Source organism: Pararhodobacter sp. (assembly GCF_036802785.1).
Lineage (GTDB): Bacteria > Pseudomonadota > Alphaproteobacteria > Rhodobacterales > Rhodobacteraceae > Pararhodobacter.
On the sequence record NZ_DAIRVN010000008.1, the window covers coordinates 70,574 to 85,715 of the forward strand.

General features: G+C 66.2%; 15 protein-coding genes. All 15 read right to left on the minus strand.

What is annotated here, in order from left to right; genetic code table 11:
• Positions 1–60: 60 nt before the first annotated feature.
• Positions 61–807, minus strand: a complete 747-nt coding sequence (locus V7Q53_RS05095) for an HpcH/HpaI aldolase family protein (RefSeq protein WP_333827358.1) — start codon at positions 805–807, stop codon at positions 61–63.
• Positions 804–2,183 (minus strand): FAD-binding oxidoreductase, encoded by a 1,380-nt coding sequence (locus V7Q53_RS05100; RefSeq protein ID WP_333827359.1) that lies wholly within the window; start codon positions 2,181–2,183, stop codon positions 804–806. The genes V7Q53_RS05095 and V7Q53_RS05100 overlap by 4 nt, the downstream gene beginning before the upstream one ends.
• Positions 2,180–3,268, minus strand: a complete 1,089-nt coding sequence (locus V7Q53_RS05105; protein WP_333827361.1) for an LLM class flavin-dependent oxidoreductase — start codon at positions 3,266–3,268, stop codon at positions 2,180–2,182. Before V7Q53_RS05105 ends, V7Q53_RS05100 begins: the two co-directional genes overlap by 4 nt.
• Before the next feature lie 51 nt (positions 3,269–3,319).
• Positions 3,320–3,997 (minus strand): GntR family transcriptional regulator, encoded by a 678-nt coding sequence (locus V7Q53_RS05110; protein WP_333827362.1) that lies wholly within the window; start codon positions 3,995–3,997, stop codon positions 3,320–3,322.
• An 80-nt stretch (positions 3,998–4,077) separates the two neighbouring features.
• Entirely contained in the window at positions 4,078–4,764 is a 687-nt protein-coding gene (locus V7Q53_RS05115; RefSeq protein ID WP_333827363.1) for a hypothetical protein, read from the minus strand.
• Position 4,765: 1 nt separating this feature from the next.
• Complete coding sequence (locus tag V7Q53_RS05120; RefSeq protein ID WP_333827365.1) at positions 4,766–6,082, minus strand: TRAP transporter large permease; 1,317 nt, start codon at positions 6,080–6,082, stop codon at positions 4,766–4,768.
• A gap of 2 nt (positions 6,083–6,084) precedes the next feature.
• Positions 6,085–6,597: a TRAP transporter small permease gene (locus V7Q53_RS05125; protein ID WP_333827366.1), complete on the minus strand. Its 513-nt coding sequence runs from the start codon at positions 6,595–6,597 to the stop codon at positions 6,085–6,087.
• Between the two features lie 114 nt (positions 6,598–6,711).
• Positions 6,712–7,686, minus strand: coding sequence for a TRAP transporter substrate-binding protein DctP (dctP, locus tag V7Q53_RS05130; protein ID WP_333827367.1), 975 nt, complete (start codon positions 7,684–7,686; stop codon positions 6,712–6,714).
• A 215-nt stretch (positions 7,687–7,901) separates the two neighbouring features.
• A complete protein-coding gene (locus tag V7Q53_RS05135) occupies positions 7,902–9,524 on the minus strand; it encodes an AMP-binding protein (protein ID WP_333827368.1) in 1,623 nt (540 codons plus the stop codon).
• Positions 9,521–10,306 carry an aspartate/glutamate racemase family protein gene (locus tag V7Q53_RS05140; RefSeq protein ID WP_333827369.1) on the minus strand — a complete coding sequence of 262 codons (786 nt, stop codon included), beginning with the start codon at positions 10,304–10,306 and terminating at the stop codon, positions 9,521–9,523. Before V7Q53_RS05140 ends, V7Q53_RS05135 begins: the two co-directional genes overlap by 4 nt.
• Positions 10,303–11,085, minus strand: coding sequence for a cyclase family protein (locus V7Q53_RS05145; RefSeq protein ID WP_333827370.1), 783 nt, complete (start codon positions 11,083–11,085; stop codon positions 10,303–10,305). The genes V7Q53_RS05140 and V7Q53_RS05145 overlap by 4 nt, the downstream gene beginning before the upstream one ends.
• Positions 11,086–11,095: 10 nt before the next feature.
• Positions 11,096–12,343, minus strand: coding sequence for an SDR family NAD(P)-dependent oxidoreductase (locus V7Q53_RS05150; protein WP_333827371.1), 1,248 nt, complete (start codon positions 12,341–12,343; stop codon positions 11,096–11,098).
• Positions 12,340–13,506 carry a thiolase family protein gene (locus V7Q53_RS05155; RefSeq protein ID WP_333827372.1) on the minus strand — a complete coding sequence of 389 codons (1,167 nt, stop codon included), beginning with the start codon at positions 13,504–13,506 and terminating at the stop codon, positions 12,340–12,342. Before V7Q53_RS05155 ends, V7Q53_RS05150 begins: the two co-directional genes overlap by 4 nt.
• A 25-nt stretch (positions 13,507–13,531) precedes the next feature.
• Positions 13,532–13,957, minus strand: coding sequence for an organic hydroperoxide resistance protein (locus tag V7Q53_RS05160; RefSeq protein WP_333827373.1), 426 nt, complete (start codon positions 13,955–13,957; stop codon positions 13,532–13,534).
• A gap of 12 nt (positions 13,958–13,969) precedes the next feature.
• On the minus strand, positions 13,970–15,142 hold a 1,173-nt coding region (locus tag V7Q53_RS05165; protein ID WP_333827375.1), incomplete at its 5' end, for an AMP-binding protein.

The following is a 15,142-nucleotide window of genomic DNA, read 5'->3' on the forward strand; positions in this document are numbered from 1 at the left end:
TGCCTCAAGCGAAGGTGAAGTTTTCAGCCCGCCGCCGGCGCACCGCAACCCGCCCCGCCATCACCCGAAAGCCGCCGAAAAGCCATCGGTCAGAACCGTGCTGTCCGACCCGCAGATCGCCAGCGCCACCCGCCCGTCATAGCGCGCGGCATCGCGGCGGGTCATGGTGAAGATGCCCGCCGCGCACCGGGCCGAAGCTGTGGCCGTCAGGATGTCGTCAATCGCGGCTTCCAGCGTGGTGTCCCGGTCGCTGGCGGCAAGCCCCACGCCCAGATCGCCCGGGCCGATGAACGCCAGATCAATACCCGGCACGGCAAGAATGGCATCAAGCGCATCCAGCGCCTCGACCGTTTCGATCTGGAGGGCCACGACCGTCAGGCCGCGCGCGGCGCGCAGGTATTCAGGCAGACCGCGCCCATAGCCCGATGCCCGCCCCGGCCCCAGCCCGCGCCGTCCGTCAGGCGGAAAGCGGGCGGCGGCGACGGCGGCGCGCGCCTCATCGGCAGAGGAGACGCGGGGCACCAGAACGCCCGCCGCGCCGAAATCCAGCGCCTGACCGATGGCGGCCGCCTCTGGCCCCGGCACACGCACCAGCGCGGGCACGTGCCAGAGGGCGGCGGCGCGCAGCATATCCTCGGCCATGGTGGGGGAGATGGGCCCATGCTCCATGTCGATGCAGACAAAATCGGGCCGCGTGGCGCAGGCGATTTCCACCACCATGGGCGAGGGCACCGCCAGAAACGGGCCGACCAGCGCAGGCCGCTCGCCCAGACGGGCGCGGGTGATTTCCGAGCGAAGCGCGATCATGAGGCGAAGCCCTTTCCGGGGTTGAGAATGCCGCGCGGGTCCAGCGCGGATTTGAGGCGGCGCATCGTGTCGATCTCTGCCTGCGTGCGGCTGTAGGCTAGGTAATCACGCTTGATCGCGCCGATCCCGTGTTCGGCAGAGACGGTGCCGCCCAGATCGCGGATCACGCCATAGACGAAGGCCTTGATCGCGGCTGAGGGCTGATCGGGCCCCGCTTGTGGGACATTGACCACCAGATGCAGGTTGCTGTCGCCCATATGCCCGTAGGAAAGCGCGCGCGCGCCGGGCCAGCGCTGCGCAATACCCGCTTCCAGCTGGCGAACGGCGGAATCCATCCGGTCCAATGGCAAGCCGACATCAAAGGCCGTCAGCGACCCGAGGATGCGGGCATATTCCGCCACCGCCTCGCGCACCGCCCAGAGCGCGCGTTCCTCACGCAGCGAGGCAGCGAGTACGGCGTCAGCAACCGCGCCCCCCTCCATCGCCTCGGCAAGGCAGCTTTCCAGCCGCGCGCGCAGGCTGTCGTCAAAACCGCCGGCCTCGATAATCACATAGGCGCCGTGGGGGCCGGAGAGCGGATGCGTCGCCCCGATACCGGCGCGCATGAAATCGTAGAAACTGGGCCACATCACCTCAAAGGAAATCAGCGCCGGGCCAAGGGCGGCGCGCGCGCGCTCCAGAAGCGCCAGCACCGCGCCGGTATCGGGGCAGCCGCAAAAGGCGGTGGCGCTGTGTGTGGGGCGCGGTTGCAGGCGCATGACGGCCTGTGTCACCACGCCCATCAACCCCTCGGAGCCGATGAAAAGCTGCTTCAGGTCAAGGCCTGCGTTGTTCTTGATCATGGTGTTCATCGAGCTCAGCACCGTGCCATCGGCAAGCACGGCCTCCAGCCCCAGCACATGATCGCGGGTCATCCCGTAGCGCAACACCTGATTGCCGCCCGCATTGGTGGCGATCACCCCGCCGATGGTGCACGACCCCCGCGCGCCCAGATCAACCGCCAGCATCATCCCGGCATCGCGCGCGGCGTCCTGCGCGGTTTGCAGGATGCACCCGGCCTCGGCGGTCAGCGTGGCCATCTGCGTATCGACCGCCAGCACCCGGTTCATGCGTTCCAGCGACAGTGCCACCGCCCCGTGAACCGGATGGGCGCCGCCCGAAATGCCGGTCAGCCCGCCCTGCGGCACCACAGAGGTGCCGGTTTCATTGCAGAGCCTGAGGGCGGTCGCCACCTCATCGCTGCTGCGCGGGCGGATCAGTGCCAGCGGCGCAACCGGCGGCAGGCCGGACCAGTCGTGGTGGTTACGCTCAGGCACCTGAGATGTGACCACATCGGGGCCAAGGGCAGCGCTCAGCCGGGCAACAATCTCGCTCATCCGCGCAGCCCCGCGCGCTGCAAAAGCGGCAGAACACCCTCGCAGAAATAGGGCAACTCGTTGAGGAAGTTCACAAAGCTGACCGTGGTGCCCGCGAACCCGGCGCGCGACATTTCCACCATCTGTTCGGCGATATCCTCCGGTGTGCCGATCAGCGGATAGGTGCCCGCCCCGCCCGCGAACCATTTGCGGCGCAGGCGGTAGGTTTCTTCATCATGGTTGCTGGCATTGGCAGATTGCGTGCCGATCATGTAATCCAGCGCGGCGTTATCGGCCATGGTGACGGCGTAATGCTCATAATAGTCTTCGGCTTCAGCGCGGCTGGAGCGGCAGACGACATGGGTGGTGGTATAGACCCCCACCTGCCGCCCGGTCTGCGCACTGCGCGCGGCGATATCGTCGATGGTGGCGCGCCCGGCCTCGATGCTTTTGAAGGTGGTGAACAGAAAATCGGCGTGCTGCGCGGCGAAGGCCCGCCCCGGGGGCGAGAAAGCCGCGTTCAGCACCGGCGGGCGGGTGCCGCGCACCGGCTTGGGCGCGGTGGCGGCGCCGCGAAGCTGGTAATAGGTGCCCTCATAGTCAAAGGGCGCGTCTTCGGCATACAGCCGCGTGATGATGTCGATCCATTCGCCCGCCTGATCATAGGGCGCATCCACCTTGTCGATGCCGAACATGGCGAATTCATCGGGGTTCCAGCCCGCCACGATATTCACCCCTGCCCGCCCGTTCGACGCCTGATCAACCGTTGCCAGCGCCTTGGCGGCAAAGACCGGGTGGACCATCGGCACATGCACGGTAGAGAAAAGCGCGATCCGCTCGGTCACGCCGGAAAGGGCGGCGGCATAGGTGAAGGTCTCATAGGAGTGCTGGCGCGAGTTGAGTTCGCCGCCATAGCCCTTCCAGCGCGCAATCGGCAGGAAAAAATCAATCCCGGCGCGGTCAGCGATCTGCGCCGCCTGCACCACTTCGGACCAGCGGGCGGGCCAGCGCTCGGGCACCGTCGTCACCGTCAGACCGCCATCGGCATTGGCGGAAAAGACACCCAGCTTGAAGCGATTGGCGTTTTGCATGGGATGGTCGGTCATGGTTGCCTCTTTGGCGGCGGGGTTGCGGAGGGGGTGCGGCAGGGTTTGCGTTTACGAATGCCCGCTGGTGTCGTCAGGGTCGGTCACTGCGCGTTCAAACCACGACAGGGCGGCGTCGATGAAATCTTCCATCACCTTGCGCGCGCCTGCCGGGTCACGGGCCGCAAAGGCAGCGACCAGATCACAGACACCCGCCGTCGCCGCCGCCCGCGCCGCCGGGTCGCCCAGCGTGGCACGGCGCACCAGCACCACCTGATCGTCGAACTTGGCCAGCGTTTCCTGCATGCGGCGGTTGGGAATGCGCGACACCCAGAGCGCGCGGAAGGCGATATTGGCGGCGGCGGCGGCATCCTGCCCCTTGGCCGCGATCATCCGGTCGCGCCCGGTGACGAACTGCGCCAGATCGGCGTCGGTAAGTCTGGCGGCGATATCGGCCACCGCCTGCGGCTCCAGCAGGCGACGGATCTGGAAAATGTCCTGAATATCGCGCAGGGTCAGCGTGGGCACGACAAAGCGGCCCTCCTGCTGCTCGACAAGCCCGTTGAGCGCCAGACGGAACAGGGCCTCACGCACCGGGGTGCGCGAAACCGAAAGGCGGCGCGCCAGATCTTCCTCGACCATACGGTCGCCGGGCTGAAAGACATTGGCCTGCATCATCTTGCGCAAACGGTCATAGACCTGAATGCTCAGCGGTGGCTGGCGACGGATGCTGAAATCGGTTTGGGTCAAGGGTTCCTCCACTAAAAATACTGTATACAGTGCGCAAAAACCTGTCAACGCAACTGCAACCTGACCCTGCGCGCCCCCGCTCAGGGGCGCAAGACCTCGGTCCACATCGGGAAATGGGCATTCCCGCCTTCAAACGGCGGGAAACTGTTGAAATCTTCGCGCAATTCGTGGCGGACCGGCGATTGCAGTGCCCCGGTCAAGGCCTCGGGGCTGTCGAACATCACCCGGTTGCGCTGCATATGGCTGGCGCGCGCATGGGGCAGATGGCTGACCCAATCCACCCGCGTCAGGATCTCGATGGCGCGGATGCCGGGGAAGCGGCGAAAGAGCGGCGGATGGCCGGTGATGTAATGGTCCAGCCAGGCGTTCAGATCACTGGCCGGGCCGGGGTAATGCACCACATACGAGCAGGGCAGCGCACCGGGCGGGGTGCGCAAGGCCGGGTCATCCACCGGACAGTCCCGCCGCCAGAAAGCCTGCGCGGTTGCCTGCGCACCGGCCAGCGAGGGCAGCGCCGCGCCCAGCTCCTGCAACAGGCCCCCGCGCCCCGCCGCTGCCTCCAGCGCTTCCAGCCGGGCAAAGTGAAGCTGCACGCCCAGCGGCGGCGCGGCCCCGTCATCGACATAGAGGTCGCTGGCTGTGGAAGGGGTGAAGATCAGCGCCTCTTCCAGCGCGGGAACCCGCGCCAGAAGCTTGCGCAGCGCCGCCATCTCAGCCGGCGGCACCACGGCTGCACCCTCATAGAACAGGACCAGTGCAAAGCTCATCTTATCGCCCCATCAGGCCGGGCAGATAGAGCGCAAGCTGCGGAACCATCGCCACAAGGAAGATCAGGAACAGCGTCAGCAGCACATAGGGTGTGGCGGCAAGGGCCATCGTGCGCAGGCTGGTGCCCTTTGGCGCCACCCCCAGCACGATATACAGCAACAGGCCGAAGGGCGGCGTGGTAAAGCCCACCTCATAGGCCAGCAGCAGCATCAGCCCGAACCAGACCGGGTCAAAGTTGTACATATAGGCAATCGGCATGAACAGCGGCAGCGTGATCAGCATCATCGAGACCTGATCCATGAACATGCCCAGCACCAGAATGACCAGAATCATCATCAGCAGGATGCCGTAGGGGCCAAAGTCAAACCCGGTGATGGCGGCAATGAAGCCGTTCGATGCACCCGAGAACGCGAATATCTGGCTGAAGGTGGTGGAGGCGGTGATGATCAGGAAGGTCATCGCCGTGACCTTCATGGCGTCATCAAGGGTTTTCCAGATCACCGCCCAGCTGAACTTGCGGTAGACGAACAGCAGGATCAGCACGCCCACACAGCCCAGTCCCGCGCTTTCGGTCGGTGTGGCGATGCCCATGATGATGGTGCCGACCACGCAGAAGATCAGAAAGCCCATGGGAAGGATATTTTCGGCCACGGCCCTGAACTTGGCCCAGCCGCTGACCTGTGGCACGGCATATTGCGGCGCCGCGTCAGGGTCGAGCTTGGTCTGAATATAGATCAGCGCGCCAAACAACGTGACCAGCAGCAACCCCGGAATCACCCCGGCGATCAGCAGCGCGCCCACGTCGATCTGGGCAAGGCTGCCCAGCAGCACCCCTAGCGTCGAGGGCGGGATGATCACCGCAAGGCTGCCTGCGCCCAGAATGGGGCCGAAGGCCATATGCGGCTTGTATTTGCGCTTGAGCATCTCAGGCGCCATCAGGCTGCCCATCATCCCGGCATTGGCCAGGCTGGAACCCGACAGCGCGGCAAAGATCGAACCCGAGCCGAGGGTGACATAGGAAAGCCGCCCGCGCAGGTTGCCGATCGACAGATCAAGCGCGTGGATCACCCGCTCCCCCAGCCCTGAGCGGAAGAACAGGCTGCCCATGACCAGAAACATCGGCAACGGCGCCAGCGCATAGGTGGTGATCGCCTCGGAAAAGTTCGACACCATCTGCGTCACGCCACGCGAGCCGCCGAAGAACAGGAACAACCCGGCGATATTGGTGGCGAAGAAGGCGAATGCCACCGGCAGGCCAAGGCCCATCAGAACCAGAATCGAACCGATCAGAAATGAAAACGGATATAGCCAGTCCATGCTCAGTGCCCCGCTGCTTCGACAGGGTCGCTGTCATAGAAATCATCATGGCCCAGCAGGTAACGCAGCCATTCCACCGCCGAGAGGAAGAAGGCCAGCACCATGGGCGCAAAGACCACCCATTTGGGAATGTCAAAGGTGCGCATCTCATAGGTGCCGCGCTCCAGCGCCAGCATCAGCGAGTTGAGCGCCACCCAGCCCAGATACAGGCACAGCACGATACAGCCCAGATAAACGACCTTGGCCAGCATCTGCCGCGCCACCGGGGGCAGCACGATGCGCAGGAAAATCACGAACACATGCCCCTTCTGCCGCACCAGCCAGGGCATGGCGAAGAAGGTGATGTATAGCAGGAAGAATTCCGACGTGTTGACCGCCCATGCCAGCGGCCGCAGCCCGGCATTACGCACCGCCACATCGGTCACGACCAGCACCACCAGAAGCCCGATCAGCACACGCGAGATCACGGCCAGAGCCCAGCACAACCGGCCGGACAGGTCAAAGACAAGGTTCATGAAGCATCCCCGGTATCGTTCATGCCGCGACTGCCGACCGGATGGGCCGCGCGGACCATGGTGTCAGGTGAAGGCAGGGCGGGCCGCGTGTTCAGGCGGCCCGCCCTGACCGGATCACTCGAACAATTCGCGCAAGCGCGCGATGCTGGAGGGGTCACGCGCCTCCATCCGCTGCCAGGCGGCGTCAGCGGCCATCTGCAGGAAGCGCTCGCGTCCTTCGCCGGTCATTTCGACCACGGTCTGGCCGCCATCAATCATTTCCTGCGCCAGACGGTCATTCAGCGCGGCGGTTTCCTCATAGCTGCGGCGCTCGAACTCTTCCGAGACCTCAAGCACGATCGCCTGCGCCTCGGGCGAGAGGGCGTTGAACGAATCCACATTCATGGAAATCAGTACATCCATGCGGAAGAAGCCGGGATCGACGCGGTAGCGCGTAAAGCGGTCCCAGCCGAACGAGGCATAGCCCAGCACCGGATAGGCATTGGCGTTGATCACACCACGCTCAAGCGAGGTATAAACCTCAGGCGCGGGCTGGATGACCATCGTCGCGCCAACATTTTCGAACAGCTGCCGGTAAAGCGGTGAGGCGCGGATCAGGATGGGCGAGAAATCAAGCATCCCGTCTTCCAGCAGGCGGGGCTCATCCACCGTCCAGATGTGGAAACCGGCTGAGGCATTCATATGCGCCAGCAGCATCGCATTGCCCTTGCGCTGGTAGATTTCATTGATGAAATCCCAGGCGCCGTTCTCGCGCGCATCCATCGGCGACAGGCCTGAGGCCGACAGCACCTCACCCTCGGGCACCAGTTCCAGATACAGACCGGCGGGCGTGTGGATCATGTCGATCAGCCCGGCCTGCTGGGCGGTGCCGAGCTGCGGGTTGGGAATGACCTCGGGGCCGCCGCGCACGTTGATACGCACCACACCCTCGCCGCGCTCGTTCACGGCCTCGACGAAACGCAGGAATTCCTGCGTGAAATCGCTTGGCGTGGGCGCGAAATGCACCGCGTTGATGACATCTTCAGCGCTTGCGGCCGCGCCGAAGGCCGAAAGCACGGCGGCGAAGGCCGCTACTTTGAATTTACGCATTTACCTCTCCTTGTCGGTGATAGGCCGGTCGTCACAATCCTGGCGACGCGCCGGGTTTTGCAGTTGCCACGCGGCACAAACCGCGCGGTCGGGTCACTCCAACCAGCTGGGGCGCATTCTGTCGGCGGCCCTTGTTATTATTGAACACTGTATACAGTATTCTATCCAGTGCGTCAATAAATCCGTCACATTCCGAAGCGCCCCGGGCCTGTGTTTCATGGGGCAGTTTCCGGTTGTTTGCGCAGCGCTTGTTTCAGGGCGCGCAGGTCATGGCTGCGCGGATGTCCGACAGGATTGTCGGCCAGCGCGCCAAGGTCCGCCTTGCGGATTTTCTGGGTGGAGGTGGTCGGCAGGCTGTCCATGAAGGTCACGAAGCCGGGCACCTTGAAGTAGGCCAGTTGCCCGGCGGCATGCTGAAAGATGTCGCGCGCCAGCGCCGCTTCATCGCAGGGGTCTTTCGGCACCACGCAGGCCATCACCTCTTCGTCGCGCATCGGGTCGGACACCGCGACCACCGCCACCTGCGACACGCCCGGATGCGCGGCAACCGCCCCCTCCACCTCAAGCGCCGAGATATTCTCGCCCGAGCGGCGGATGATGTTCTTCAGCCGGTCCACGAAGAACAGACTGCCATCGGCATCCTGCCGCATGATGTCGCCGGTATGCAGCCAACCGCCGCGCCAGATATCGGCGGTGGCCTGCGCATCGTTCAGATAACCGGAAAAGAGGCCGCGCTGCGGGTTGCCGCCCATGGCGCGCACCACCAGTTCGCCCGGCGTGCCGGGGGGCAGCGGGCTGCCTGCCTCATCAATGATCATTGCCTCCATGCCCGGGCCGGGCCGCGTGGGTTTGCCAAGGCAGCGCTGGCCGACATGGCGCGGCGCATCCACCGCCGCCAGCAGGCAGGCCCCGCCGGTTTCGGTCATCGCCCAGCCTTCCAGCAACGGCAGGCCGAAGCGCGCCTCAAACGCGGCGTGGTGGTCCGGGTGCACCCCGCCGCCAAGGCCAAAGCGCAGGCCATGCGCGCGCTCATCCGGGCTTTCCGGCATCGCCAGCAGGATCGCGGGCATGACGCCCAGATAATGGCAGCAGGTCGCTTTGGTTTCCCGCACCATGGCCCACCAGCTTCGCGGGTGAAAGCGGTCGATGATCACCTGCGCCCCGCCCGCCGCCAGCATGCCCATGAAGCTGTTACCCATCGCATTGACATGGAAGGTGGGCAGCGGCGTGATCAGCCGCTCCTGCCCCGGCCTGAGCGCGATCTGCCCGCCCTGCGCAAGGTACCAGTCGGCCCAGCCCATGAAGTAGCGGTCTGACAACAGGCACCCCTTGGGCCGCCCGGTGGTGCCGGAGGTATAGATCAGCGCGCATTCCCCCTCGCCCGGCGCGGCGGGGGTCGTCGCCCGGTTGGGTGCCGGAGGGGGCAGCGCTCCGTCACCGATGACGGGCACGCCCAGCCCGTCAATCTGCGCCAGCCGTTCCGGCAGCGCCACCGCCAGCACCGCGCCGCTGTGCGACAAAAGATAGGCGGCCTCGTCGCGCGAATAATCCGGGTTGACCGGCACCACACTGGCGCCCAGCCCGTTCAGCGCCAGCCAGTGCAGAAAATGCGCAGGCCGGTTTTCCAGCAGCAAGGCCACCCGGTGCCCCGGCCCATAGCCCGCCGCGCGGTAGGCGTCGCGCAGGGTCGTGACCGCATCGGCCACTTCGGCATAGGTCCAGACCGTCTGCCCCAGCCCCCACATCACCGCCACCGATTGCGGCAGGATAAGGAGCGGCTGCGCGCCCCAGCGCTGTGCCTGCACCTCCAGCAGTGCGGCGGGAGAGGCCGCGCTCATGCCTCGCGCCCCTTCGCCACCAGCGTGCGGAAATCGTCGATCGCCTGTTGCGGCGCGCGCGCGCAGAACGGGCCGCGCGCCGGTTCCAGCCCGTTCAGCCGCGCAAGGCGCACCTGCATTTCCGCCTGCATCAAGGCCACCGCCGCGCAGTTCACCACCGGCGCATGGCCCACCTTCAGCCCGTGTTCGCCCCCCACCAGCAGCCCCGGCAGCACGCCCGCAGGCACAATCACGTCCGCCCCGCCCGCCACCATCGGCTCAGCCACCGCGCGGAACGCGGCAATCATGCGGTCCTTGGCAGCGATATCGCCCGCAAAAGCCGCCGAGAAATCAGACGGGTCGGCATTCAGCCCCGCCACATGCGAAATGCGGCCCGACAGCCCGTAAAGATCGCCCTGTTCCAGATGCATCCGGCAGAACACATCGTCCAGCGTCACCAGCCCGATCCGCCGACCCATCTGCGCCGCCAGATGCAGCGTGGCCTCACCCGTGCCGATCACCGGAATGCCCACGGCTGATTTCAGCTCATAAAGGCCCGGGTCCTGAAAATGGCCCATCACCACGGCATCATAGCCCGCCTCCGCCGCCGCGATGCCGTTGTCGATGGCAATGATCGCGCAGCGGAACTCGGACAGGCGGGAAAAGGCGCGGTCAGGGGGGCTGATGCCCTGCACTTCAACCACGGTGCCGGGGCTGGCGATGGTGTTCAGATAGTCGGTCAGCCGCGCGATATAGGCGGCACTCGATGTCGCGTCGATAAAGCTTTGCCAGAAGATTTTCATGCCCTCTCCCCCGCCACCAGCGCCAGCACCCTGAGCGGGCTGCCCGACCCCTCATGCACCTTCAGCGGTGCGGCCATGATCAGCGCGCCTTTGGGCGGCAGCTCGTGCAGATTGGTCAGGCATTGCAGCCCGTAACGCCCGGCCCCGTGCAGGTAATGATGCGCCGGATAGGGCGGGTCAAAATGGCCGCCCTGCCCGGCATCGGTGCCGATGGTTTCCGTGCCAAAGCCCAGAATGCCGCGTGCCTCGACCAACCATTGGATCGCCTCTGCATCCGGCCCCGGCGTATGCGCGCCATCCTCGCGCAGATTGGCGAAAGCCGCGCCCTTGCGCCCGGACCAGTCGCTGCGCATCAGCACCCAGCAGCCGGCGGGGATGATGCCATGCGCTTCTTCCCATGCCTCCAGCGCGGCGCGGGTCAGCAGGAAATCGTCATCCGCAGCGCTTTCAGCCGCGCAATCAATCACACAGGCAGGGGCGATCATATGCTCGGGCGGCATGGTGTCGACGGTACCGCGCGCAACGTCGCGCCCGGTGAACCAATGCGCGGGGGCATCGAAATGGGTGCCCGTGTGCTCACCAAAGCTGAGGTTGTTCCAATACCATGCAGGCCCCGCCGCATCGTAGCGCGAGATGCGTTCAATCCGCACCGGGGCCGAGGGGCCGAACTCGGGCGGCAGGACGATGGTGGGGAAATCCTCGCGCAAGGTGTGGGTCAGATCGACCACACGCACCGCGCCCGAGGTCAGTGCGCCGCTCATCGCCTCCAATATGGTCATCGCTCTGCCCTCACAATTTGCCCTGAGAAAGATCGCGTTCAACCGCCTTGGGGTTTTCCGCCAGCCGCGCCGTCAGGTCGCGTGCAACATCGCCCACCACCATCTCTTCCAGGCCCCGCATCAGACCGCCCACCACGGCATCGGCCAGCGCCTTGCCGGTCACCTTTGGCTGCGGCGCAAGCTGGAACCAGTCATCCTCGGTGGGGCCGGTCAGCACAGTCATCAGCCGCACCCCACCCCCGCCAAGCTGGGCGCGCAGGCTGTGCGAGAGCGAGAGCGCGGCGGCATGGGCGGCCGCGTAGCCCGCCATTTCCGGCGGCGCGGCGCGGGCGAAGACTGACAGCACATTGACCCATGCCACGGCGCCCGGCGCACCCTCGCCACCATCCGCCCCGTGCCCGGCCAGCGCCGGGCCAAAGGCGCGCGCAAGGCGCATCAGCCCGAAGGCCACGGTTTCCATACAGGCACGGGCATGGATGGCGGCAGCGGGCGCCATCAGCGCGCCGGGGCGGGGATGGTCAGCGGTGTTGATCAGGATTTCGACCTTGCCGCCGATATCGCGGGCCAGATCCTCGACCGAGCGGTCGGAGGCGAGGTCAAGCGGAACAAAGCGCAGCCCCGGCACCGCATCAAAATCGGCGCGGTTCTCCAGCGGCTTCCATTCTTCCGGCAGGCCCATGAAGATACCCGCCGCCCCCGATGCCGCCAGCCGGCGCGCCAGTGGCAGGGCGGCAATATGGCGCGCGTCGGTAATCAGAACGCGCCGCCCCCGCGGGTCGGCGGTCATCTCCTGCCATTGCTTGTCGATGCTCATATCCCCTCCGTTTTCCGGTCCCGCATGCAGCACCGCCTGCCCGGCGCGATCCAGCATCAACGTCAGTTTCAGCCGGTCGCCCGGCTGCGGCGCGGGGTGCAGATGCACCAGCGCAACCGGCCCGCAATCCATCTGCACCAGCCCCACCCGCCACGGCGCACGCTCGCGGAAATAGGGGTCGGCGGGGACTTCGGCAGTCGTCTCCGACAAAAGCACCGCGCCCGTGGGAGCCTCAGCGGCGGTCATGTCAGCAGACAGGCACCGCGCGCAGGCCTCTGGCATCGGCCAGGCATAGGTGCCGCAGGCACCACAGCGCGGCAGGGCGAAACGGCCCTCGGCGGCGGCGGCGGTCAGAAGATGCACCTTGCGGCTGCGCGCGCCGGGCGGCAACAGCGGCAGGCGGGTGCGGTGCAGCGGGTTCTTGCGGGGGCGATCCATGGTCATGCGGCCTCCAGCATAACGGCGCCTGAACCAAGGCCGCGGTCGAAATTGATCATGCCGAAGCCCGAAACCAGCGCGCGCCGGGCGTTCGCCACCTGCCGCTCGCCTGCCGTATCGGTGAGTTGCCGCAAGGCCTCGACCAGCCCCAGATGCCCGCCCGCGCACCCCGCCTGCCCCGCTGACAACTGCCCGCCCGAGGTGTTGTGCGGCAGGCTGCCGGTGGTGGTGAAATCATGCCCGGCGATGAATTCAGAGACGCCACCCTTGGGGCACAGGCCCAGATCCTCGAACTGCATGGCGCTGATGAACGGATAATCATCATAGGTCTGCACCAGATCGACCGCGCCGGGCGCGACGCCTGCCATCCCCCAGAGCACATCAACATCGCGCGCCCAGCCGCCGCGCAGCATCACCGGGTCAGCGGGAAAGCCGTTGTGGCGCTCAATGGCGGCGGTCAGGCGCACAAAGGGCAGGCCCTGCGCCTTGGCGGTTTCCTCGCGCATGACCAGAAAGGCCTCGGCACCCGCGCAGGGCATCACGCAATCGAACAGATGGATCGGCGGGGCGATGGGGCGGGAGCCCAGGTATTCATCCAGCGAGAGTGGCTTTTTCATCAGCGCATGCGGGTTTTTCAGCGCATTCGCCCGCTGCGCGACGGCGATCTTGCCACAATCCGCGCGGGTCAGCCCGCTCGCCGCCATATAGGCCTGCGCGATCAGGGCAAAGCTGACATTCGGCCCGCCCGCGCCATAGGGATAGACCGCATCCTGCGAGAAGCGCGAGAAATTCTCCAGCGACTGGCGGAAGCTTTGCGGCGCGTTGGTATCCGCCGCGATACAGGCGATCATATCAGCATCACCCGCCTGCACCGCCCGAGCGGCGCGGCGCAGGGCCACCACCCCGGCGACACCGCCCAAGGGCACGAAATCAACAAACCGGGGGGACAGGCCGAAATGCTGGGTCAGGCCGATGGTGCTGTCAGGGGCGAGCGAGAAACTGGCGACCGACAGCCCGTCAAATTCCCGGTGCGACACGCCTGCCCCCGCCGCCAGCCCCGCCAGCGCCCGGCCCACCCACCATTGCGCGCTGTCGGTGGAATGGCGGACATAGGGCACCGTCACCGGCACCGCCAGCACCACGCCGTCATATCCCCTCGGTGTGGTCATGCTGCCCTCAGACCCCATGCTTTCTTCAGACCAGTTTCAGCGTGACATCGACATTCCCGCGCGTGGCATGGGAATAGGGGCAACGCGCATGCGCGGCCTCGACAATTTCCTGCGCCTGCGCAGGTTCAATGCCGGGCAGCGCCACCGCCAGTTCCACCACCAGCGCATAGCCCGGCTCCACCGGGCCGATGCCGACAGTCGCGGTGACGGTCACATCCTCGCCCAGGGCGATCTTGCGCTGGCGGCCCACCAGCTTGACGGCGCCCAGAAAGCAGGCGGCGTAACCGGCAGCGAAAAGCTGCTCGGGGTTGGTGCCCGCACCGCCCGGCCCGCCCAGCTCTTTGGGCACGCTGAGTTCCAGCGCGAAGCTGCCATCAGCGCTTTGCGCCGTTCCGGCACGCCCGCCGGTGGCAGTCATCGTGGCGTGATACAGGATCTTTTCGGGGGTCATTTTCAGCCTCCTTCAGGATGTGACGGCGCGCGCAGCGCCCTTGATCTTGCGACAATCCACTGCGCTTCCCGCCAGCAGCGCCGCCTCGGCATCAAGCCGGATCTGGCCGCGCTGAAGCTTCTGGGTGGAGCTGAGCGGCAGTTCATCCACCACCAGCAGATAGCCAGGCAGCTTGTGATACGACAGTTTCCCGGCCAGCCGCGCCAGAAGCGGCCCGGCCAGCCCGTCAGCGGGGCCAGTGGGAACGACAAAGGCAAACACCTCCTCGCCGCGTATCGGGTCGGACACCGGGGTCACCGCAGCGGCGCGCACCGCAGGGTCAGCCTGAAGCGCTGCCTCGACCTCAAGCGCCGAGATATTCTCGCCCGAGCGGCGGATGATGCTTTTGCGGCGGTCCACGAAATACAAAAGCCCCTGCGCATCGGCTTTCACCACATCGCCGGTATGAAACCAGCCACCCTCCCACGCGGCCTCGGTCGCCGCCGGGTCGCCCAGATAGCCGGAAAAGAAACCCCGCCGCGGGTCAGCCCCGGCGCTGCGCACCAGCAGCTCGCCGGGTTGGCCGGTGACCACCTCCGCGCCCGCCTCGTCGATGATGCGCCATTCCATCCCGACGCGGGGGCGGCCGATACAGCGCGGCCCCAGCGGCCCCTGAAGCCCGGCGGTATCGGTGATGCCCGCGCCGCCGGTCTCGGTCATCGCCCAACCCTCGACAATGGGCAGGCGGAAGCGGGCCTCAAAGGCCTCTTTATGCTTGTCCTCAACCCCGGGGCTGAAGGTGAAGCGCGCGCCGTGGCGGCGCTCATCCGGGCTTTCGGGCAGTTGCAGCAGGATCGCCGGGATGACCCCCAGCGCATGCACGATGGTCGCACCGGAATCGGCCACCGCTGCCCACCAGCGGCTGGCGCTGAAGCGGTCAAGGGCCACGATGGTGCCGCCGATCAGCATCATCCCCACCGCCGTGCACCCCAGCGCATTCATGTGAAAGAACGGGAGCGGCGTCAGCGACACTTCGCAATCCGGGCGCATGGCGGCGATGCCGGGCATCGACACATACCATTGTGCGACATTGATCAGATAGTGGTTCGACAGGATGCAGGCCTTGGGCTTGCCGGTGCTGCCTGAGGTGAAAAGCAGCGCCGCCTCATCCCCGGGCAGGCCAGCGCGGGGGGTGCGGGGCGTGGT

What these genes read in the sequence shown, in the direction of transcription:
- V7Q53_RS05135 (WP_333827368.1), bottom strand. Translation starts at nt 9,524, where the DNA reads ATGAGCGCGGCCTCTCCCGCCGCACTGCTGGAGGTGCAGGCACAGCGC.
- dctP (WP_333827367.1), bottom strand. Translation starts at nt 7,686, where the DNA reads ATGCGTAAATTCAAAGTAGCGGCCTTCGCCGCCGTGCTTTCGGCCTTC.
- V7Q53_RS05095 (WP_333827358.1), bottom strand. Translation starts at nt 807, where the DNA reads ATGATCGCGCTTCGCTCGGAAATCACCCGCGCCCGTCTGGGCGAGCGG.
- V7Q53_RS05155 (WP_333827372.1), bottom strand. Translation starts at nt 13,506, where the DNA reads ATGACCACACCGAGGGGATATGACGGCGTGGTGCTGGCGGTGCCGGTG.
- V7Q53_RS05160 (WP_333827373.1), bottom strand. Translation starts at nt 13,957, where the DNA reads ATGACCCCCGAAAAGATCCTGTATCACGCCACGATGACTGCCACCGGC.
- V7Q53_RS05150 (WP_333827371.1), bottom strand. Translation starts at nt 12,343, where the DNA reads ATGACCATGGATCGCCCCCGCAAGAACCCGCTGCACCGCACCCGCCTG.
- V7Q53_RS05100 (WP_333827359.1), bottom strand. Translation starts at nt 2,183, where the DNA reads ATGAGCGAGATTGTTGCCCGGCTGAGCGCTGCCCTTGGCCCCGATGTG.
- V7Q53_RS05140 (WP_333827369.1), bottom strand. Translation starts at nt 10,306, where the DNA reads ATGAAAATCTTCTGGCAAAGCTTTATCGACGCGACATCGAGTGCCGCC.
- V7Q53_RS05120 (WP_333827365.1), bottom strand. Translation starts at nt 6,082, where the DNA reads ATGGACTGGCTATATCCGTTTTCATTTCTGATCGGTTCGATTCTGGTT.
- V7Q53_RS05125 (WP_333827366.1), bottom strand. Translation starts at nt 6,597, where the DNA reads ATGAACCTTGTCTTTGACCTGTCCGGCCGGTTGTGCTGGGCTCTGGCC.
- V7Q53_RS05145 (WP_333827370.1), bottom strand. Translation starts at nt 11,085, where the DNA reads ATGACCATATTGGAGGCGATGAGCGGCGCACTGACCTCGGGCGCGGTG.
- V7Q53_RS05105 (WP_333827361.1), bottom strand. Translation starts at nt 3,268, where the DNA reads ATGACCGACCATCCCATGCAAAACGCCAATCGCTTCAAGCTGGGTGTC.
- V7Q53_RS05115 (WP_333827363.1), bottom strand. Translation starts at nt 4,764, where the DNA reads ATGAGCTTTGCACTGGTCCTGTTCTATGAGGGTGCAGCCGTGGTGCCG.